We start from the raw sequence: 18,968 nt of genomic DNA, 5'->3' as shown, positions 1-18,968 counted from the left end.
ATCGTCTGTCGTCCTTTTTCGGCGCCGGGTCGGCGTCGTCGCCCGGGGTGTCAGTGCCCGCGGGCGATCCACTCCTCCAGGTGCGGGGCCTCCGCGCCGATCGTGGTCGAGTCGCCATGACCGGTGAAGACCTTGGTCTCGGGCGGCAGCGTCAGGAGCCGGCCGCGGATCGAGTCGATGATCGTCGGGAAGTGGGAGTAGGAGCGGCCGGTGGCGCCCGGGCCGCCCTGGAAGAGGGTGTCGCCGGTGAAGACGGTGGCGAGCCCCGGGTCGTAGAGGCAGACCGCGCCGGGCGCGTGGCCGGGGGTGTGGATGACGGTCAGGTCGGCGCCCGCCGCCTCGATCACCTGGCCGTCGGCCAGATGCTCGTCGGGGTCCCGGTCCGGGTGGGTCATCTTCCACAGGCCCAGGTCGTCGGGGTGCAGCCAGATCGTCGCGCCGGTCAGGTCCGCGAGCGCGGGGGCGGCGTTGACGTGGTCGTTGTGGGCGTGGGTGCACACGATGGCGGTCAGGCGCCGGTCGCCGACGGCCGCGGCGATGGCCTCGGCGTCGTGGGCGGCGTCGATGACGATCGCCTCGTGGTCGTCGCCGACGATCCAGACGTTGTTGTCCACGTCCCAGGTGCCGCCGTCCAGGGTGAACTGACCGGAGGTGACGAGGCGTTCGATGCGGGCGGTCATCAGAACACCACCACCGAGCGCAGCACGTCGCCGTGGTGCATCCGCTCGAAGGCCTTCTCCACCTCGTCGAGTTGGATGGTCTCGCTGACGAACTTGTCCAGCGGAAGCCGCCCTTGCAGATGCAGGTCGACCAGCATCGGGAAGTCCCGCGAGGGCAGGCAGTCGCCGTACCAGGAGGACTTCAGCGCGCCGCCCCGGCCGAAGAAGTCGAGCAGGGGCATCTCGAGCTTCATCTCCGGGGTGGGCACGCCGACCAGGACGACCGTGCCGGCCAGGTCGCGGGCGTAGAACGCCTGCTGGTACGTCTCCGGGCGGCCGACGGCGTCGATGACGACGTCGGCGCCGAAGCCGCCGGTCAGCTCGCGGATCGCCTCGACCGGGTCGGTCTCACGGGAGTTGACGGTGTGGGTGGCGCCCATCGTGCGGGCGGTCCGCAGCTTGCGGTCGTCGATGTCGACCGCGATGATCTTCGCGGCACCGGCCAGGTGGGCCCCCGCGACGGCCGCGTCACCGACGCCGCCGCAGCCGATGACGGCGACCGAGTCTCCGCGGCCCACGTTCCCGGTGTTGATCGCGGCGCCGAGGCCGGCCATCACGCCGCAGCCGAGCAGCCCGGCCGCGGCCGGGGAGACCGCCGGGTCGACCTTGGTGCACTGGCCGGCCGCGACCAGCGTCTTCTCCGCGAAGGCGCCGATGCCGAGGGCCGGGGAGAGTTCGGTGCCGTCGGTCAGGGTCATCTTCTGCCGGGCGTTGTGGGTGTCGAAGCAGTACCAGGGCCGTCCGCGCAGACAGGCGCGGCACTTCCCGCACACGGCACGCCAGTTGAGGATCACGAAGTCACCGGGTGCTACGTCGTCGACGCCCTCGCCCACCGACTCGACCACGCCGGCGGCCTCGTGGCCGAGCAGGAAGGGGAACTCGTCGTTGATGCCCCCCTGCTTGTAGTGCAGGTCGGTGTGGCAGACGCCGCAGGCCTGGACACGGACCACGGCCTCGCCGGGTCCCGGGTCCGGCACGACGATCGTCTCGACCCGCACGGGCTCGTTCTTCCCGGGTGCGATCACGCCGCGCACTTCCTGCGCCATGGTGCTGGTCCTTCCGTCGACCGGTGTCCGTCCCTCCGACCCTACGCGTAACTGATCCGTAACGGGGTGGAAGGCCTCGGGGGCAGGGGTGTGGCGCGGGGCCGGGCGGTACGGCCGCGGGGCGGGGCGGCCCGGGGAGCAACGACCGCTGGGGGGAACGGGCACGGACCGGCGCGAGGCGAAATGAAACGGAACGGGAGCGGACCGGCACGGCCGGCGTGGGCGTGCGGCCGGCGCGGCCGTCGCGGGCCCGCGGTCTGGCGCCAACGGCTCGGTGGGCGCGCCTGGTTCGTACGTCTGTGCCGCGCCGGGGCGCGGAGGGCGTGCCCGCCCGATGCGGGAAGGGTCCTGGGGCCGGGCGGGCGGAGGGGTGCGGGAGGGCCGACGGCGACGACACGTCGAGTGGAGATCATGTCCTGCGCAACGGCTTCGCGGCCCGCCCGGACGCGGACTCGCACCACCGCTCGCCCTTCAGGTCGAGCGCCCCGTTTGCGCTTGCCGGGTCCGCCGGGGCGGAGGAGCCTCGAAGGTGAGGCGCGCCCCGGCCCGCCACCCGCCGGGCCGTGTCCCCGGAGGAGGTCGGCATGGCAACCACGGCAAACCCCGCCTTCGACACCGCGGCACTGCGCCGGGGCATCGAAGGACAGACGGCGTCCACGCTGCTGTCGCTCTACGCGGACGACGCGGAGATACGCATCGTGGACCACAGCGCACAGCCCAGTCACCCCAAGATCCTGCACGGCCGCGAGGAGATCGGGGCGATGCTCGACGACGTCTACAGCCGCGACATGACGCACAGGCTCGAACAGTGCGTCGTCCAGGGCGACCGGGCCGCTTACGTGGAGTCCTGCGAGTACGCGGACGGGGTCCGTGTCCTCGCCGAGTCCATGATCTCGCTGCGCGACGGCAAGATCGCCGAGCAGATCATGATCCAGGCATGGGACGAATAGGGAGGAGAGCGGCGAAGGTCCAGGTCGGTTCCCGGCTGACCTGGACCTTCTCGGCCCGCGCGGCGCTGGGCCGGCCGCGCCTTGCGCTCCGGCGGCGGCACAGGGCCTCGGCGGCACGGCGACTGGTCTCCGCCGCCGTGCCCCGCGCCGCGCGCCGCGGGGCGCGGCCGGGCCAGCGCCTTCGGCGACAACGCGTCCCCCGGCCGCTGCCGATGCGGCACGCCCGGCACAGGTGAGCCGCACCACCGGCGTCCAGGCCCGTGGGCGAGCCCGCCCGGTCCGCAAGCAGATCCCGACCCTGGGCAGGCCCCGTCCGCAGGCAGGCCCCGTCCCCAGGCAGATCCCGTCCTTAGGCAGGCTCCGTCCGCAGGCAGCCCGGTCCTGGACAGGCAGACCCGACGGTCCTGGACAGGCAGACCCGATCCATAGGCGCGCCGCCCCGTAGGCCCGCCGACCCGTAGCTGCGCCGGGCCGTGCAGACCGGCCGCACCGTAGCCGATCCCCTGGACGCGCCTCTCCGCAGGCAGGCCGCATCGCCCGTAGAGGGGCCGCTCCACAGGGGGCCATGGCCGCGCCCTGTCCGCGGGCGGGCTCGGGCCGTGGGCGGGCCCTGTCCGCGGGCGCGTCCGGTCCGCGGGCGGGTTCGGGCCGTGGATGCGCCCTGTCCGCGGGCGCGTCCGGCCGGCTGGCCGGCTGGCCGGCTGGCCGGGACGGTGCCGTCCGCGTTCGCGGCGCGGGTGAAGGCCGCCTGCCCGGCCGGGTCGCTCCGGGGCTGCGACCTGGAGCGAGGTGATACTGACCGTCGTGCGCGTTGCGATCATGACGGCGGGATCCCGGGGTGACGTGGCCCCTTTCACCGGACTCGGGGACGGCCTGGCCCGGGCGGGGCACGAGGTCACCCTGGTGACGCACGGGTGCTTCGCGCCGCTGGTCGTGGGCTCGGGCCTGGCCTTCCATCCGCTGCCGGTCGACCCGCGGGCCGAGTTGGAGTCCTCGCGCGGGCGGGGTCTGCACCGCAGCGCGACCGGCGTGGGCAAGATGACGCGGGCGGTCGGGATGGCGCGGGCGGCGATCGCGCGGATGACCGACGACCTGATCGCGGCCGCCGAGAAGAGCGACGCGCTGCTGCTCTCCGGTTCGCTGAGTCCGGTGGGACACGCCATCGCGGAGGCCCTGTCGCTGCCGAGCATGGGCGCCCACCTTCAACCGCTCTTCCCCACCCGTGAGTTCGCGCCTCCTCTCCTGGGCGGCGGCCACTGGGGGGCGGCCGCGAACCGTCTCGCCGGGCACGGTGTGAACCTGGCCGTGGAGCGGGTCTTCTCGGCGGCCGTCCCCGCCGTACGGACCCGGCTCGGGCTGGCGTCCGCCCGCGCGGGCACCGGCCGGCGCATCCGTGCGGGGCTGCGCCGGCCGGTGCAGCACGGTTTCAGCCCGCTGGTGGTGCCCCGGCCGCGCGACTGGCGGCCGGGCCTTGAGGTGTGCGGCTACTGGTGGCCGTACGACCGTGACGGCCGGCTCCCGACCGCGCTGGAGGAGTTCCTGGACGCCGGTCCCGCGCCGGTGTTCGTCGGGCTCGGCAGCGCCACGGTGCCCGACCCCGGGGGGCTCAGCGAGGTGATCGTGCGGGCGCTGCGCCGGGCCGGGCTTCGCGGGGTGATCCAGCGGGGCTGGAGCGGGCTGGAGGCGACCGGCGAGGACATGCTGACCGTCGACGAGGTCCCGCACTCCGCGCTGTTCGGGCGCACGGCCGCCGTGGTGCACCACGCCGGGGCGGGAACGACCGGGGCGGGGCTGCGCGCCGGTGTGCCCGCCGTGCCGGTGCCGGTCCAGTTCGACGAGGGTTTCTGGGCGGACCGGCTCGTCGGCCTGGGCGTGGCCCCGTGCGCGGTCCCGCTGCGCGGCCTCACCGCCGGGATGCTGGCCGAGGCTCTCGTCCGGGCCACCCGCGAGCCCGTCCACCGCGAGCGTGCCAGGTCCCTGGGCGCCCTCATTCGCGCGGAGGACGGCGTCACCCCGGTCCTGACGGCACTCGACCGGCTCGCGGGCTAGGACCTGTCCGGCGGCCCGGCCCGAGCGGACGGCGGCCTCCCGCTACGTCCCGGCCGCGCCCCGGTCCGCCGGTCTCAGAATGCCCAGCAGTTGCCGGACGAGTTCGTCGACGACCTCGTCCAGGGTCGCGTCCACCCATCCGGCGCTCCAGTCGTGGAGCAGGCCGTTGACGCTGCCGATGAAGGCCGTGGCGGCGAGGCGGTAGTCCCGGGGCGCGGCGTCCCCCCGGGCGGCGGCGGCCCGCGCCTCGGCGCAGATGAGGTCCACCCAGCGGGACCGGCGGGCCAGGCGCTGTTCCTCCAGGCGCGGGCTGACGCCGATGATCTCGACGAAGGTGATGCGGATCCGGCGCGGGTCGGCGGTGACGCTCGCGGCGTAGGCGTGGAAGAGGGCGGCGGCCCGTTCGGGCAGCGGCAGGTCACCGGCGCCGGCGAGCGCGTCCAGGACGGCCTGTTCGGCCCAGTCGTTGACCTGGAGGTGGAGGGCGGCGAGGACGTCCTCCAGAGTGCGGAACTCCTCGTAGAACTGGCGGGTGGACAACCCGGCGGCCTCGCTGAGTGCCGCGACGGTCGTGGAGCGGAAGCCGGGCGTGCCCCCGAACAACCGCAGCGCGGCGGCGAGGAAGCGCTGCCGCCGCTCGGCCTGTCGCTCGGCGGCGGACCTGCCGCCGTAGCGGCCGGTCGGCGCCCTCAGTCTGCCCGTCACGTCCCCTCCTTCCGCCACCTGACGGCCAATTTTGTCGTGTACGCAGTCTTGTGGAGAAGGCGGCCCCTTCCTTACTTTGCAGTAAGTTCACTGTGAAAGCACGTGTGTTCAGATTTCCCGACCCGCGCGGGCCTGCCCCCACGATGCCCGCGCGGGGACCCCCCTCACAGAGGAGAGAGCAGTCATGCCTGCCTTCGGACCCAGGCACCTTTGCTCCGTGGCCGCCGCCCTCGCCCTGACCGTCGCCGCCCCCGCGACCGCCGCCACCGCCACGACCGCAACCCTCGCCGCCGCCACGACCGCCGCCGACACCGCGACCGGCTCCGCCGCCCTGCGCGAGGTGCTGTTCGTCGGCAACAACTGGGACGGCACGGCGGACGTGATCAGGTCCACCGGCGACTTCGCGAAGGTCGGCCGGATCGACGTCGTCCCCGACAAGGACGCGCGCATGGCGGAGATCCACGCCGACCCGATCAAGTGGATCTACTTCCTGGGCATCCGCGACAGCGTCGGCGAGGGACACGACCAGTTCGTGGACGACATGTACTCCACTCCGGACGGGACGTCCGTGGTGGTCTCCCGGCCGAGCTTCGCCGACGTGGTCTCGATCGACCTGGCCACGGGACGGATCAACTGGCGTTTCGCGGTGTCCGGTTACCGCGCGGACCACATGGCCGTCTCACCCGACGGCACCCGCGTCGCGGTCTCCGCCTCCACCGCGGACACCGTGCACGTGCTGGACATCGGCACCGGCAGGCAGCTCGGCTCGTTCACGACCGGCGACAAGCCGCACGAGAACATCTTCACCCGGGACGGCAAGTACATCTGGAACATGTCCATCGGGGACGTCAACACCGCCCTCGACGACCCGGCCTGGGACTGGACCAAGGGCGACCGGCACATCACGGTCGTGGACGCGACGACGTACAAGCGGGTCAGGACCCTCGACATGCGGGAACGGCTGGACGCCTTCGGCCTCGGGGACTTCTCCGACGCCGTCCGCCCCGCGGTCTTCTCCCCCGACGAGTCCAAGCTCTACTTCCAGGTCTCGTTCCTCAACGGCTTCCTGGAGTACGACGTCGTCGGCGACCGGATCACCCGGCTGAAGACCCTGCCGAAGAACCCGGCGACCAGCGAGGACCGCACCACCTGGGTCAACGACTCGCGCCACCACGGCCTCTCGATGAACCCCGCGGGCACGAAGCTGTGTGTCGCGGGCACCATGGACGACTACGCCACGGTGGTCGACCGCGCCACCCTCGAGGAGGGCCCGCTCGTCCCCGCGTCCAAGCCCTACTGGGCCACGGTCAGCGGCGACGGAAGGGACTGCGTCGTCTCCGAGAGCGGCGCCGACCGGGTCACGGCCGTGGACTTCGCGACCGGGCGGAAGGTCACGTCCGTCGCGGTCGGCGACCATCCGCAGCGCGTGCGGCTGGGGCATGTGCGGTCGGACTGGACGGGCCCGTCCTCGGGCTGAGACCGGTGCGCGGCCGCCCGGGGACCGCGAGCCGGGCGGCCGGCGGCACCCGGGCGGCCGGTGCGTGACGACCGTCGAGGAGAGCCGGTCGCGGGGCGCGCAGGGCTGCGGAGACGGCGGGGTGAGCCCGACGCCGACAGCAGTGGATTAACGCTCAACAAAAGCGTGTCACAGCACTCGCCGCCCCTCGGGACCGGCCATAGAGTGACTTGCATCACGCAAGGTAGCTGATCCTCACTTCTGCCCGCACGGTCTCAGGGAGGGCACATGACCCGTATCTCGGTGAAGGTGGACGGCACGGCCTACGAGGACGACGTGGAACCCCGCCTTCTCCTGGTCCACTACCTGCGCGACCGCCTCGGCCTGACCGGCACCCCGATCGGGTGCGACACCTCCAGCTGCGGGGCGTGCACCGTCGAGCTGGACGGCGCGAGCGTCAAGAGCTGCTCGGTGCTGGCCGTACAGGCGGACGGCGGCGAGGTGACCACCGTCCAGGGACTGGCCCGGGACGGCGAGTGGACTCCTCTGCAGCGCGCCTTCCACGAGCGGCACGCCCTGCAGTGCGGGTACTGCACCCCCGGGATGATCATGGCCGCGCGCGATCTGCTGCGCGAGAACCCCCACCCCACCTCGGACGAGGTCCGCCAGGCACTCGAGGGCAATCTGTGCCGCTGCACCGGCTACCAGAACATCGTCCGCGCGGTGCTCGCCGCCGCCGAGGAGAACGGCGCCGCCCGGAAGGCCGCCGTCGCGCCGTCCGAGGAGGTCACGGCATGACCGACCAGGCCGTCGGACGTGAGGTGGGCCGGTCCCGGCTCCGCAAGGAGGACGCCCGTCTGATCACCGGGCAGACCAACTGGACCGACAACATCACCGTCACCGGGCTGCTGCACCTCGCCGTCCTCCGCAGCCCCATGGCGCACGCCCGTATCGAGCGTGTCGACGTCTCCCCGGCGCTCGAACGCCCCGGCGTGGTGGCCGCCTTCAGCGGCCGCGACCTCGCCGACGGCCTCGCCTCGCTGCCCTGCGGCTGGCCCGTCACCGAGGACATCATGCTGCCGGACCACCCGCCCATCGCCGTCGACGAGGTGCGTCACGCCGGTGACCCGGTGGCGGTCGTGGTGGCCCGCGACCGGTACACGGCCGCCGACGCGCTGGAGGCGATCGAGGTCGACTACGAGCCGCTGCCCCCGGTCCTGGACCTGGAGGCCGCGCTCGCCGACGACGCCCCGCTGGTCCACGCCGACCAGGGCACCAACCGCTGCTACGTCTGGCCGCTGAAGACGGGCGAGGACTACGCGGCGGTGAGGGAGCGCGCCGACGTGGTCGTCCGGCGCCGCTTCCACCAGCAGCGCCTGATCCCCAACGCGATGGAGCCCCGCGCGGTCGTCGTCACTCCGCTCCCCGCATCCGGCGAGTACACGGTGTACTCGGCGACCCAGATCCCGCACATCCTGCGGATCATGCTCTCCGCCGTCACCGGCGTCCCCGAGCACAAGCTCCGCGTGATCGCCCCGGACGTGGGCGGCGGCTTCGGCTCCAAGCTCCAGGTGTACGGCGAGGAGGCCCTCGCCCTCGCCGTCGCGCGGCGGCTGGGCCGGCCGGTGAAGTGGACCGAGTCCCGCTCCGAGGGCTACCTGGCGACCCATCACGGCCGCGGCATGATCCAGGACGTCGAGATGGCGGCCACCCGGGACGGCCGGCTCCTCGGCCTGAAGGTGGACCTGCTGGCCGACATGGGCGCCTACCTGATGCTGGTCACCCCCGGCATCCCGATCCTGGGCGCGTTCATGTACCCGGGGATCTACAAGATGGACGCCTACGACTTCACCTGCACCGGTGTGTTCACCACCCGGACCCCCACCGACGCCTACCGTGGCGCCGGACGCCCGGAGGCGACGTTCGCGATCGAACGGATCATGGACGAGCTGGCGGCCGAGCTCGGTGTGGACCCGGTGGAGCTGCGGCGCCGGAACTGGATCGGGCACGAGGAGTTCCCGTACACCACGGTCGCGGGCCTCACCTACGACAGCGGCGACTACGCGGCCGCGACCGACAGGGCCCTCGCCCTGTTCGGCTACGACGACCTCCGCGCCGAGCAGCACAAGCGGAACGAACGGGGCGACCGGGTCCGGCTCGGCGTCGGCGTGTCGACCTTCACGGAGATGTGCGGCCTGGCGCCGAGCCGGGTGCTGCGGGACCTCAGGTACGCGGCGGGCGGCTGGGAGGCGGCGAGCATCCGGATGCTGCCGACCGGCAAGGTCGAGGTGGTCACCGGCACCAGCCCGCACGGGCAGGGCCATGTGACCTGCTGGAGCCAGATCGCGTCCGACGTGCTCGGCGTGCCGTTCGACGACGTCGAGGTGGTCCACGGCGACACGCTGACCGCGCCGCAGGGCATGGACACCTACGGCTCGCGGTCCCTGGTCGTCGGCGGGGCGGCCGTGCACCGGGCGGCGGAGAAGGTGGTGGAGAAGGCGCGCAGGGTCGCCGCGCACCTGCTCGAGGCGAGCGAGGACGACCTGGACTTCGCGCACGGCGTGTTCTCCGTCAAGGGATCGCCCGAGGCGCGCAAGACCATCCAGGAGGTCGCCTTCGAGACCTTCCTCTCGCACGACGTGCCCGAGGGCATGGAGCCCACCATCAACGCCGAGTACCTGCTCGACCCGGAGAACTTCTCCTATCCGCACGGCACCCACCTGTGCGCGGTCGAGGTGGACACCGAGACCGGCTTCACCCGGATCCGGTCCTACGTCTGCGTCGACGACGTCGGCCGGGTGATCAACCCGCTGATCGTGGAGGGTCAGGTGCACGGCGGGCTCGCGCAGGGCATCGCGCAGGCGCTGTACGAGGAGGCCGTGTACGACGACGAGGGCAACCTGCTGTCCGGCTCGATGGCCGACTACCTCGTGCCGGCGGCGCCGGACCTGCCCGAGTTCGTGACGGACCGGACGGAGACGCCCGCCGTCTCCAACCCGCTGGGGGCCAAGGGGGTCGGCGAGGCGGGCACGATCGCCTCGACGCCGGCCGTGGTCAACGCGGTCGTGGACGCGCTGCGTCCGCTGGGGGTCCACGACGTCCGGATGCCCTGCACACCCGAACGGGTGTGGGAGGCGGTGCGCTCGGCCCGGAAGGAGACCTCGGCATGATTCCTCCGGCATTCGACTACACCCGGCCGGCGACCGTCGAGGAGGCGGTGCGCGCACTGGCCGGCGCGGGCGAGGAGGCGAAGGTGCTGGCCGGCGGGCAGAGCCTGCTGCCGCTGCTCAGGCTGCGGCTGGCCTTCCCGGAACTCGTCGTCGACGTCGGGAGGATCCCGGAGCTGCGCGGTGTCCGCGAAGAGGGCGGCACGCTCGTCGTCGGGGCGCTGACCACCCACCACGACGTGGTGCGCGACCCGCTGGTGCGGCGGTACGCGGGGCTGCTGGCGGCGGCGACCGGGACGGTGGCCGATCCGGCCGTACGGCACCGGGGAACCCTCGGCGGCTCCCTCGCGCACGCCGATCCCGCCGGAGACCTGCCCGCGGTGCTGCTGGCCCTGGACGGCGAACTGGTCGCCGCCGGGCCGGGCGGACGGCGCACGATCCCGGCGCGCGAGTTCTTCGTCGACTACCTCCAGTCCTCGCTCGCGCCCGACGAACTCCTCGTGGAGGTGCGGGTGCCGAAGACGGACGGCTGGGGATTCCACTACGAGAAGTTCCACCGGGTGGCCCAGTCGTGGGCGATCGTCGGCGTGGCAGCACTGGTTCGGCGCGAGAACGGGCGGGTCGCCGAGGCGCGCCTGGGGCTGACCAACATGGGGGCGACCCCGCTGCGGGCCGCCGCGGCCGAGGACGCGCTGACCGGTGCCGGCGGTCCCGGGGCCGTGGCGCGGGCGGCGGAGTCCGCCGCCGAGGGCACCCGGCCGTCGCGGGACGCCTCGGCCTCGCCGGAGTACCGGGCGCATCTGGCGCGGGTGCTGACCAGGCGGGCCGTGCTGGCCGCAGCCGGAATGGGGTGAGCGCCGATCGTGCCCATGGACAGCCCGGAGCAGGTGCGGGCCCGCCTGGAGGAGACGGGGTACCTCGTCGACGAGGGGCTGGCGATCGCCTGCTTCCTGGCGCTGCGGCTGCACCGGCCGATCTTCTGCGAGGGTGACGCGGGCGTCGGCAAGACCGCGCTCGCCTCCGCCCTCGCCGAGGCCCTGCACGCCCCGCTGATCCGGCTGCAGTGCCACGAGGGCATCGACGCATCGCAGGCGCTGTACGACTGGGACTTCCCCCGTCAGCTGCTGCATCTGCGGGCCGCCGAGGCGGCCGGGGTCAAGGACGCCGACCGTCTCGAACGGGAGCTGTACGACCGGCGGTTCCTGGTGGCGCGGCCGCTGCTGCGGGCGTTGCAGACACAGCCGTCGGTGCTGCTCGTCGACGAGATCGACCGGGCGGACGACGAGTTCGAGGCGTTCCTGCTGGAGGTGCTGTCGGAGTTCCAGGTGACCATTCCGGAGCTGGGCACGCTGCGGGCCGAGGTTCCGCCGGTGGTCGTCCTGACCTCGAACCGGACCCGCGAGGTGCACGACGCGCTGAAACGGCGCTGCCTCTACCACTGGTTCGACCATCCCGGCTTCGCCCGTGAACTCGCCATCGTACGGCGGCGGTTGCCGGAGGTGTCCGCGCGGCTGACGGAACAGGTGACGACCCTGGTGCAGGCCCTGCGCGCCGAGGACCTGGTCAAACCTCCGGGGGTGGCCGAGACGATCGACTGGGCCCGCGCCCTGGACGCGCTCGGCGCGGACGAGGTGAACGCGGAACTGGCGGTCGCCACCCTCGGCTCGGTGCTGAAGTACCGCGAGGACGCGGAACGGGCCCGCACCCTGGACTTCACCGCCGTCCTCGCGGCCCGGGGAGCGTGACGACCGTGCCGGACGCCGACCGCGAACGCGCCGTACCAGCGGGGGCCCCGTCCGGCGCCCGGGGGTCCGGGAGCGTCCGGCCGGACGGTGGGACGGCGGGGCCGCCCGGTGCGGACGCCGCGCTGCTCGGGTTCGCGCGGGCGCTGCGGGCGGCCGGTGTGGCGGCGAGCTCGGAGCGGGTGCACGCCTTCCTGCGGGCGGTCGACGTCCTGGGGCCGGCGGCACGGTCGGACGTGTACTGGGCGGGCCGGCTGACGCTCTGCGGCGACCGGGACGACCTGGAGCGGTACGAGCGGGTGTTCGCCGCGTACTTCGGCGCCGGCGAGGCCACGGCCCGGGCCCCGAGCTCCGCTCCCCCGCCCCGGCTGCGGCCGGTGCTGCGGGACGCTCCCACCGGAGCCCGTACCGGACCGCCGGACGGAACCCGGCAGGGCCCGCCCACCGCGACGCTGGCCGGCACCGCGGAGGTGCTGCGGCACCGGGACGTGGCCGGCCTCGACGACGCCGAGCGCGCGCAGGTGCGGCGGCTGCTCGCCGCGTTCGCGCTGAGCGGGCGGCCGCGGCGCACCGCAAGGCGGCGCCCGGCCCGGCGCGGAGACGTCGATCCTCACCGCACCGTGCGGGAGTTGCTGCGGCGCGGCGGTGAGCCCGCGCGGCTGCGGCGGCAGGCACGGGCCGAACGGCCGCGCCGGGTGGTGCTGCTCGTCGACATCAGCGGCTCCATGGCACCGTACGCGGACGCGTTGCTGCGGTTCGCGCACGCGGCCGCCCGGGGCGGCCGCGCGGAGGTGTTCACCGTCGGCACGCGGCTCACGCGGGTGACCCGTGAACTGTCGCACCGCGACCCGGACCTGGCGATGGCCGCGGTCGCCGAGGCGGTGCCGGACTGGCGCGGGGGTACCCGCCTCGGGGAGCTGCTGCGGGAGTTCCTCGACCGCTGGGGACAGCGGGGCATGGCCCGCGGCGCGGTCGTGGTGCTGCTGTCCGACGGCTGGGAGCGCGGCGACCCCGAGCTGCTCGCCGCCCAGATGCGGCGCCTGCACCGGCTGGCGCATCGGGTGATCTGGGCCAACCCCCGCAAGGCCCGGCCCGGTTACGCACCGCTCGCCGCCGGGATGGCGGCGGCGCTGCCGAGCGTGGACGCCTTCGTGGAGGGCCACAGTCTGGCCGCGCTGGAGCATCTGGCGGCGGTCGTGCGCGGCGACGACCCGGCCGCCGGAGCGGGGAGTCCGGCGGGGACCACCGGAGACGGGAGCGAGACGACGGCCGCCGGAGCGGGGAGCGAGAGAGGGACCGCCGCCAGCGAGGCCCCGCCCGGCAGAGGGACCGGAAGCCGGACGGGGACCGCCGGAACGGGGAACCAGGCGGGGACCATGAGCGAGGCCCCGCCCGGCAGGGGAACCGGAAGCCGGACGGGAACCGCCGGAACGGGGAACCAGGCGGGGACCATGAGCGAGGCCCCGCCCGGCAGGGGAACCGGAAGCCGGACGGGAATCGCCGGAACGGGGAACCAGGCGGGGACCGCCGCCGGCGAAACCCCGCCCGGCGGGGCAACCGGGGCCCTCGGGACGTGGGAGAGGAGAGGAGCGGAGCGTGCGTGATCTTCTTCCGGTGCTGGAGCGCTGGTATGCGGCGCGCGTGCCGTTCGGTCTGGCCACCGTCGTGTCGGTCAGCCGCAGCGCGCCGCGCGGACCGGGGGCGGCCATGGCCGTGGGACCGGACGACGAGGTCGTCGGCAGTGTGTCCGGCGGCTGTGTGGAGGGGGCGGTCTTCGACCTCGCCCAGGAGGTCGTGGCCGAGTCCGAGGCCCGCCTCGCGACCTTCGGCTACAGCGACGAGGACGCGTTCGCGGTCGGGCTCACCTGCGGCGGTGAGATCACCGTGCTGGTCCGCCCCGTGACGCCCGAGACGGATCCCGCGTTCGGCGCGGCCGCGGCCTCGGTCGGCGCGGGCGAGCCGGTGACCGTGGCCACGGTCGTCGACGGGCCCGCGCGGCGCGGGGCGGCCCTCGCGGTGTGGCCCGAGGCGGTGGCGGGCTCGCTCGGCGACCCCGGACTGGACGTGGCGGTCACCGCCGACGCGCGCGGCGAACTCGCGCTCGGCGCCACCGGCCTGCGGCACTACGGGCCGCACGGGGAGCGGCGGGAGGACTCCGTCAGCGTGTTCCTGCACTCGTTCGCCCCGCCACCGCGGATGCTGGTGTTCGGCGCGATCGACTACGCGGCCGCGGTGGCCCGGATCGGCGCCTTCCTCGGCTACCGGGTCACGGTCTGCGACGCCCGCCCGGTGTTCGCCACGCCGAAGCGGTTCCCCGAGGGCGTCGAGGTGGTCGCGGACTGGCCGCACCGGTACCTGCGGGGCACGGAGACCGACGAGCGGACGGTGATCTGCGTCCTCACCCACGACCCCAAGTTCGACGTGCCGCTGCTGGAGGAGGCGCTGCGCCGGCCGGCCGCGTACATCGGGGCGATGGGCAGCCGCCGTACCCACGACGACCGCAGGAAACGGCTGGTCGAGGCCGGTCTCGACGAGACCGAGCTGTCCCGGCTGCGTTCCCCGCTCGGGCTCGACCTCGGGGCCCGTACCCCGGAGGAGGTGGCCGTGTCCGTCGCCGCCGAGATCGTCGCGCTGCGCTGGGGCGGCAGCGGGGTGCCGCTGACCGCGACCTCCGGAGCCATCCACGCGGCCGGTTCCGCCTGAGCGAGGAGGAAGACATGGAGCTGCACCACGAGTTCACCGTCCCCGTGCCGGTCGACGACGCCTGGCGGGCGCTCCTCGACATCGAGGGCATCGCCCCGTGCCTGCCGGGCGCCACCGTGGAGTCGTACGACGGCAAGACCGTGAACGGCACGGTGAAGGTCAAGGTCGGCCCGGTGACGGTGACGTACAAGGGGACCGCCGTGTTCGAGGAGCAGGACGAGGCGGACCGCCGCATCGTGCTGCTGGCGAACGGGCGGGAGACCCGTGGGCCGGGCACCGCCCGGGCCACCGTGACGAGCACGCTGGAGGAGAGGGACGGCGGTACGACGGTGTCGGTGCGGACCGATCTGACGGTGACCGGCCGTCCGGCGCAGTTCGGGCGCGGGGTGCTGGCGGAGGTGGGTGACCGGCTGGTGGGCCAGTTCGCGCAGTGCCTGTCGCGCAGGCTCACCGAGACGACGCCGGAGGCGCCCGGTGAGGAGGCCACCGGGGAGGGCGCGCCGGGTGAGAAGGCGCCCGGGCGGCGGACGACGGAGCCGGAGGCGGAACCGCTCGACCTGCTGCGCACGGCCGGGGCGCCCGTCGCCAAGCGCGCCGCCGTGGTGGCCGGGGCGGTGGCCGTGGTGGTCCTGGCGATCGCGGGCGTACGGCGGCTCCGGCGCCGGCGCCGGTGAACCACACCACCGCGGACTTTGCCAGGGGTTTACCGAAAAGGACGGTGTGGAGGGCGCGGAGACGGGTACGCGCGGGAGCAACGGATGAGGCATGCATGGCCTCCGCAGCACATGTGCAGCTCATCTCCTCTGGAAGGAGGTCCGTGACAGCGCACACTCGCAGCGTCCGGGCCGCTTCCACGCACGGAGCGGCTCGGCTCTCCTCGAGAGATCGAGAAAGGGAAGAGTGACCCCGGGGCGGCCCCTCGAAACGGGCCGCCCTTCTCTGTGGGCTACCGCGAAAGCCCTCATCCCCGAGCCTCGAGGGTCAGCTCCGCTGGTCGCCGATCTCGAACAGGATGCGTTCGAGGTCGCTGTCGAGCGAGGGGCGGATGTCGTGGGCGAAGGCGCCGTGCGTGGCCTCGTTGGCGATCTCGACCACGCAACGGGCCTCGAATATGGCCTTGGGGTACTTGGCGCCGGCGCGTTCGGCGACGCGGGCGAAGAAGTCGTGCTGGGTCATGTGCTCGCCGCTCGGCCGGTGGTCGGGCGCGTGGGCCACCCGGCGCAGATGTTCGCCGATCTCGTGCGGGAGCTGGGCCGCGGCCTTCTCGGCGACGGGGGACGGCACCCGCTCCCCGAGGGTTTCCAGACTGGCCCGGGTGACCCGTTCGGCCGCGCCCCGGCTGTCGAGCCGGGCCCGGGCCTGCACCTGGCCGATGAATGCGTCGTGCTGCATGGCTCACACCCACCTAGCGGTTTCGCGGCTTCGATGCCGGTGGCCCGGCGGTCGAGGAGGCCGTCGTGGTGGCCGGGGGCATCGCGGCTGTTCGAGCGTTCCGGGTGCCCGGGGCACGGAGTGCCGAAACGGGATCAGGACCTGCCCCGGCGCGGCGGCAGCCGGTGCAGCTCCACGTCGGCCAGGGTGCCGCCGGCCACGGTGGCCGTGAGATAGGTGCAGTACGGCTGGCGGCGGCGGTCCGTCGGGGAGCCCGGGTTGAGCAGGCGCAGTCCGGAGGGGGCGGTGGTGTCCCAGGGGATGTGACTGTGACCGAAGACCAGTACGTCGAGGTCCGGGAAGCGGGCGGCACAGCGGGCCTCGCGCCCCTGCGCGGGGCCGGTCTCGTGGACCACGCCGAACCGCAGACCGCCCAGTTCGGCGTACGCCACCTCGGGGAGGCGGGCGCGCAGCTCGGGCCCGTCGTTGTTGCCGTACACGCCGACCAGCCGGCGGCTGCGGCTCTCCAGCAGGTCGAGAGTGGCGACGTCGACCCAGTCCCCGGCGTGGAACACCACGTCGGCGCGCGGCAGTTCGGCGAGGAGGGGCGGGGGCAGCTCCCTGGCGCGCCGGGGCAGATGGGTGTCGGACATCAGGAGCAGTCGCACGGGGGCAGCGTACTGCCGGGCCCCCCGAGGCGATGTGACGAGATCACCAGCCCAAACTGTTCAGTTGAAACTGGACAGTCTCGGCTGACGGTTCTGGCGTGGCGCCATGGACCGCGACCCCGGCTCCTGTCCCGCCGGGGTGCCCGACGGCATCGCCTCCGCCGCGCGGGCCGCGCGCGATCTGCGGGTCGTGTTCAGCCGGCTGCGGCGCCGGATCCGTGACGTGGCGCGGGACGAGGACCTCACCCCGTCGCAGGTGTCGGCGCTGCCCCTGGTCGGCAAGCACGGCGCCGCCACGGCCAGCGCCCTGGCCTCCGCCGAGGGCGTGCGTCCCCAGTCGATGGCCACCGTCCTCGCGGCGCTCGAACAGCACGGACTCATCCGGCGCAGCCCCGACCCCACCGACGGGCGGCGCCTGCTCGTCGCCCTGACCGAGTCCGGCCGCGAGCGCATCGAGGACCACCGGCAGGTGCGCGAGGAGTGGCTGGACCAGGCCCTGGCGGACCGGTACACCGAGGACGAGCGGCAGACACTCGTCGAGGCGTTCGCCCTGCTGGAACGGCTGCCCCGGCAGTGATACCGAGGCACACCGGCACCGTGCCCGGCGGCCCGCGCGCCGGCGGGCCGCGTTCCGGAGAAGACCCACGGCTGACGGGGGTTGTGAAGGGGGGCGGCCGGCCGCCTCAGGCTGTGCCCGGCACGGGTAGTCCGGCGCGCCGCTTCAGCGGTTCCCACCAGGCGCGGTTGTCGCGGTACCAGGCGACGGTCTCGGCGAGGCCGGCGGTGAACTCGCGGCGCGGACGGTAGCCCAGTTCGTCGCGGGCCCTGCTCCAGTCGACGCTGTAGCGCAGGTCGTGGCCCTTGCGGTCCTCGACGTACTCGACCCGGTCCCAGCCGGCGCCGCAGGCGTCGAGGAGCAGACCGGTGAGCTCGCGGTTGCTCAGTTCCGTGCCGCCGCCGATGTTGTACACCCGGCCGGGCCGCCCCTGGGTGCGAACGAGTTCGACGCCGTGGCAGTGGTCGTCGACGTGCAGCCAGTCGCGGACGTTGCGCCCGTCGCCGTACAGCGGGACCGTCCCGCCGTCGAGGAGGCTGGTCACGAACAGCGGGACGATCTTCTCCGGGAACTGGCGCGGGCCGTAGTTGTTGGAGCAGCGGGTGATACGGACGTCCAGGCCGTGGGTGCGGTGGTGGGCCAGGGCGAGCAGGTCGGCGGACGCCTTGGACGCGGAGTAGGGGGAGTTGGGCGCGAGCGGGCGGTCCTCCCCCCAGGAACCGGACGCGAGGGAGCCGTAGACCTCGTCGGTGGAGATGTGCACGAACGGGCCGACGCCGTGGCGCACGGCCGCGTCCAGCAGGGTCTCGGTGCCCAGCACGTTGGTGCGGACGAACTCGGCGGCCCCGGCGATGGAACGGTCCACGTGGGACTCCGCCGCGAAGTGCACCACTTGGTCCGCCCCGGCCGTCAGCGTGTCGACCAGACCGGCGTCGCAGATGTCGCCGTGGACGAACTCCAGGCGCGGGTGGCCGAGTTCGAGGTTCGCCGGTGTCCCGGCGTACGTGAGCTTGTCCAGCACGGTGACGTGCGGCGCGTCGGGCGCGCCGGTGGCGAGCAGCGTGCGGACGTATGCGGAACCGACGAAGCCGGCGCCGCCGGTGACGAGGATGTTCATGGACCGATGTTCCGGTACCGCCGTGCACCTCGCGGCCGGCCGCCCCGGCGGTAGGGGTCAGTCCTCGCCGCGGACGATGTTCCACTCCGGTCGGCTGCGGTCCACCTGCCGGGCGGGCCGGTCCTCGACCGCCGGCATGCAGGTGCGCACGCCTCTCTTCCGCAGCCGGCGGGCGGTCGCCCACCCCGTCTCGGAGTGGGGTATGACGGGCTTGTCACTGGTGCGCGCGGTCACGACGCCTCATCTTCCTTCTGTCTGTGTGGGCTACCGTCCGGTGGTTCTGCGTCGAACCGCCGTCGCCCTGAAGTCTCCGCGTAACCGGAATCGGGCATGTCAAACCCGGGCGAGCACGTCGAATCCGGGCACGGTGATCGGGCACCACGGCGCGGTCGGCGACCGTGCCGGGGGCGGGTCACGCGCCGTCCGGCGGGTGCTCCGGTCCGGCCCCCCCGATTCCGGCGGCACGTTCGACGTCCGCCTCGACCTCGGTCCGCGGCCTTCCCTCGACGCTCGCGTACTCGTTCACCGCGGCCTGCAGATCACGGGCCAGGTCCCGCCAGGCCCGCCACGCGGTCTCGTAGGTCTCGGTCTGCTTCCCGGTCCACCGCGCATGCGCGGGCGGCCCGTAGTTCTCCCGCAGCTCGACGACCCTGGCGTGCGCCTGGCCGGCCGCGCGCTGCTTCTCCACGAGCTCTTCGAAGGTGTGTGACACAGCCCAG

Annotated in this window: 19 protein-coding genes; 11 read left to right on the top strand and 8 right to left on the bottom strand. The window is 73.8% G+C overall.

Going from position 1 to position 18,968, the window contains the following annotated elements:
• Positions 1-50: 50 nt before the first annotated feature.
• Together ACF1A5_RS06980 and ACF1A5_RS06975 are read right to left on the bottom strand one after the other, a co-directional pair.
• Positions 51-680 carry an MBL fold metallo-hydrolase gene (locus ACF1A5_RS06980; RefSeq protein ID WP_392191795.1) on the bottom strand — a complete coding sequence of 210 codons (630 nt, stop codon included), beginning with the start codon at positions 678-680 and terminating at the stop codon, positions 51-53.
• A complete protein-coding gene (locus ACF1A5_RS06975) occupies positions 680-1,765 on the bottom strand; it encodes an S-(hydroxymethyl)mycothiol dehydrogenase (RefSeq protein ID WP_392191794.1) in 1,086 nt (361 codons plus the stop codon). Before ACF1A5_RS06975 ends, ACF1A5_RS06980 begins: the two co-directional genes overlap by 1 nt.
• A gap of 584 nt (positions 1,766-2,349) precedes the next feature.
• Between ACF1A5_RS06975 and ACF1A5_RS06970 the strand changes: the two genes are divergently transcribed.
• Positions 2,350-2,715, top strand: coding sequence for a nuclear transport factor 2 family protein (locus tag ACF1A5_RS06970; RefSeq protein WP_392191793.1), 366 nt, complete (start codon positions 2,350-2,352; stop codon positions 2,713-2,715).
• A gap of 819 nt (positions 2,716-3,534) precedes the next feature.
• A complete protein-coding gene (locus ACF1A5_RS06965; RefSeq protein WP_392192098.1) occupies positions 3,535-4,764 on the top strand; it encodes a glycosyltransferase in 1,230 nt (409 codons plus the stop codon).
• Positions 4,765-4,806: 42 nt separating this feature from the next.
• On the opposite strand, the gene ACF1A5_RS06960 is transcribed toward ACF1A5_RS06965, so the two are convergent.
• Complete coding sequence (locus tag ACF1A5_RS06960; protein WP_392191792.1) at positions 4,807-5,469, bottom strand: TetR/AcrR family transcriptional regulator; 663 nt, start codon at positions 5,467-5,469, stop codon at positions 4,807-4,809.
• Positions 5,470-5,653: 184 nt separating this feature from the next.
• Here ACF1A5_RS06960 and ACF1A5_RS06955 point away from each other — a divergent pair, with 184 nt between their 5' ends.
• From ACF1A5_RS06955 to ACF1A5_RS06920, 8 genes are all read left to right on the top strand, one after another.
• Positions 5,654-6,946 (top strand): YncE family protein, encoded by a 1,293-nt coding sequence (locus ACF1A5_RS06955; RefSeq protein WP_392191791.1) that lies wholly within the window; start codon positions 5,654-5,656, stop codon positions 6,944-6,946.
• Between the two features lie 267 nt (positions 6,947-7,213).
• Entirely contained in the window at positions 7,214-7,723 is a 510-nt protein-coding gene (locus ACF1A5_RS06950) for a (2Fe-2S)-binding protein (protein ID WP_392191790.1), read from the top strand.
• The gene (locus ACF1A5_RS06945) at positions 7,720-10,095 is read left to right on the top strand and encodes a xanthine dehydrogenase family protein molybdopterin-binding subunit (protein WP_392191789.1); all 2,376 of its coding nucleotides are present in this window, start codon (positions 7,720-7,722) and stop codon (positions 10,093-10,095) included. Before ACF1A5_RS06950 ends, ACF1A5_RS06945 begins: the two co-directional genes overlap by 4 nt.
• Entirely contained in the window at positions 10,092-10,946 is an 855-nt protein-coding gene (locus tag ACF1A5_RS06940; RefSeq protein WP_392191788.1) for an FAD binding domain-containing protein, read from the top strand. Before ACF1A5_RS06945 ends, ACF1A5_RS06940 begins: the two co-directional genes overlap by 4 nt.
• Before the next feature lie 15 nt (positions 10,947-10,961).
• Positions 10,962-11,837, top strand: coding sequence for an AAA family ATPase (locus ACF1A5_RS06935; protein WP_392192097.1), 876 nt, complete (start codon positions 10,962-10,964; stop codon positions 11,835-11,837).
• Positions 11,834-13,438: a VWA domain-containing protein gene (locus ACF1A5_RS06930; protein ID WP_392191787.1), complete on the top strand. Its 1,605-nt coding sequence runs from the start codon at positions 11,834-11,836 to the stop codon at positions 13,436-13,438. The genes ACF1A5_RS06935 and ACF1A5_RS06930 overlap by 4 nt, the downstream gene beginning before the upstream one ends.
• The gene (locus tag ACF1A5_RS06925; RefSeq protein ID WP_392191786.1) at positions 13,431-14,537 is read left to right on the top strand and encodes an XdhC family protein; all 1,107 of its coding nucleotides are present in this window, start codon (positions 13,431-13,433) and stop codon (positions 14,535-14,537) included. Before ACF1A5_RS06930 ends, ACF1A5_RS06925 begins: the two co-directional genes overlap by 8 nt.
• Before the next feature lie 14 nt (positions 14,538-14,551).
• On the top strand, positions 14,552-15,211 hold the full coding sequence (locus tag ACF1A5_RS06920; protein ID WP_392191785.1) for an SRPBCC family protein: 660 nt from the start codon (positions 14,552-14,554) through the stop codon (positions 15,209-15,211).
• Positions 15,212-15,518: 307 nt separating this feature from the next.
• On the opposite strand, the gene ACF1A5_RS06915 is transcribed toward ACF1A5_RS06920, so the two are convergent.
• On the bottom strand, positions 15,519-15,929 hold the full coding sequence (locus ACF1A5_RS06915; protein WP_392191784.1) for a DUF2267 domain-containing protein: 411 nt from the start codon (positions 15,927-15,929) through the stop codon (positions 15,519-15,521).
• A gap of 134 nt (positions 15,930-16,063) precedes the next feature.
• Positions 16,064-16,576, bottom strand: coding sequence for a metallophosphoesterase family protein (locus ACF1A5_RS06910; protein ID WP_392191783.1), 513 nt, complete (start codon positions 16,574-16,576; stop codon positions 16,064-16,066).
• Positions 16,577-16,682: 106 nt separating this feature from the next.
• On the opposite strand from ACF1A5_RS06910, the gene ACF1A5_RS06905 reads away from it, so the two are divergent.
• Entirely contained in the window at positions 16,683-17,153 is a 471-nt protein-coding gene (locus ACF1A5_RS06905; protein WP_392191782.1) for a MarR family winged helix-turn-helix transcriptional regulator, read from the top strand.
• Positions 17,154-17,259: 106 nt separating this feature from the next.
• Here the strand turns inward: ACF1A5_RS06905 and rfbB are convergent, their stop codons facing one another.
• The 3 genes from rfbB to ACF1A5_RS06890 all read right to left on the bottom strand — a co-directional run bounded on the left by rfbB (position 17,260) and on the right by ACF1A5_RS06890 (position 18,961).
• Positions 17,260-18,249, bottom strand: a complete 990-nt coding sequence (gene rfbB, locus ACF1A5_RS06900; protein ID WP_392191781.1) for a dTDP-glucose 4,6-dehydratase — start codon at positions 18,247-18,249, stop codon at positions 17,260-17,262.
• Positions 18,250-18,306: 57 nt separating this feature from the next.
• Positions 18,307-18,483: a hypothetical protein gene (locus tag ACF1A5_RS06895; RefSeq protein WP_392191780.1), complete on the bottom strand. Its 177-nt coding sequence runs from the start codon at positions 18,481-18,483 to the stop codon at positions 18,307-18,309.
• Positions 18,484-18,661: 178 nt separating this feature from the next.
• Complete coding sequence (locus ACF1A5_RS06890) at positions 18,662-18,961, bottom strand: hypothetical protein (RefSeq protein WP_392191779.1); 300 nt, start codon at positions 18,959-18,961, stop codon at positions 18,662-18,664.
• Positions 18,962-18,968: the final 7 nt, after the last annotated feature.

The sequence above is a fragment of the Streptomyces sp. NPDC014864 genome, from assembly GCF_043081525.1.
Taxonomy (GTDB): Bacteria; Actinomycetota; Actinomycetes; order Streptomycetales; family Streptomycetaceae; genus Streptomyces.
The sequence above is the reverse complement of the archived record's forward strand: the minus strand, read 5'-3'. Positions and strand labels throughout refer to the sequence as shown.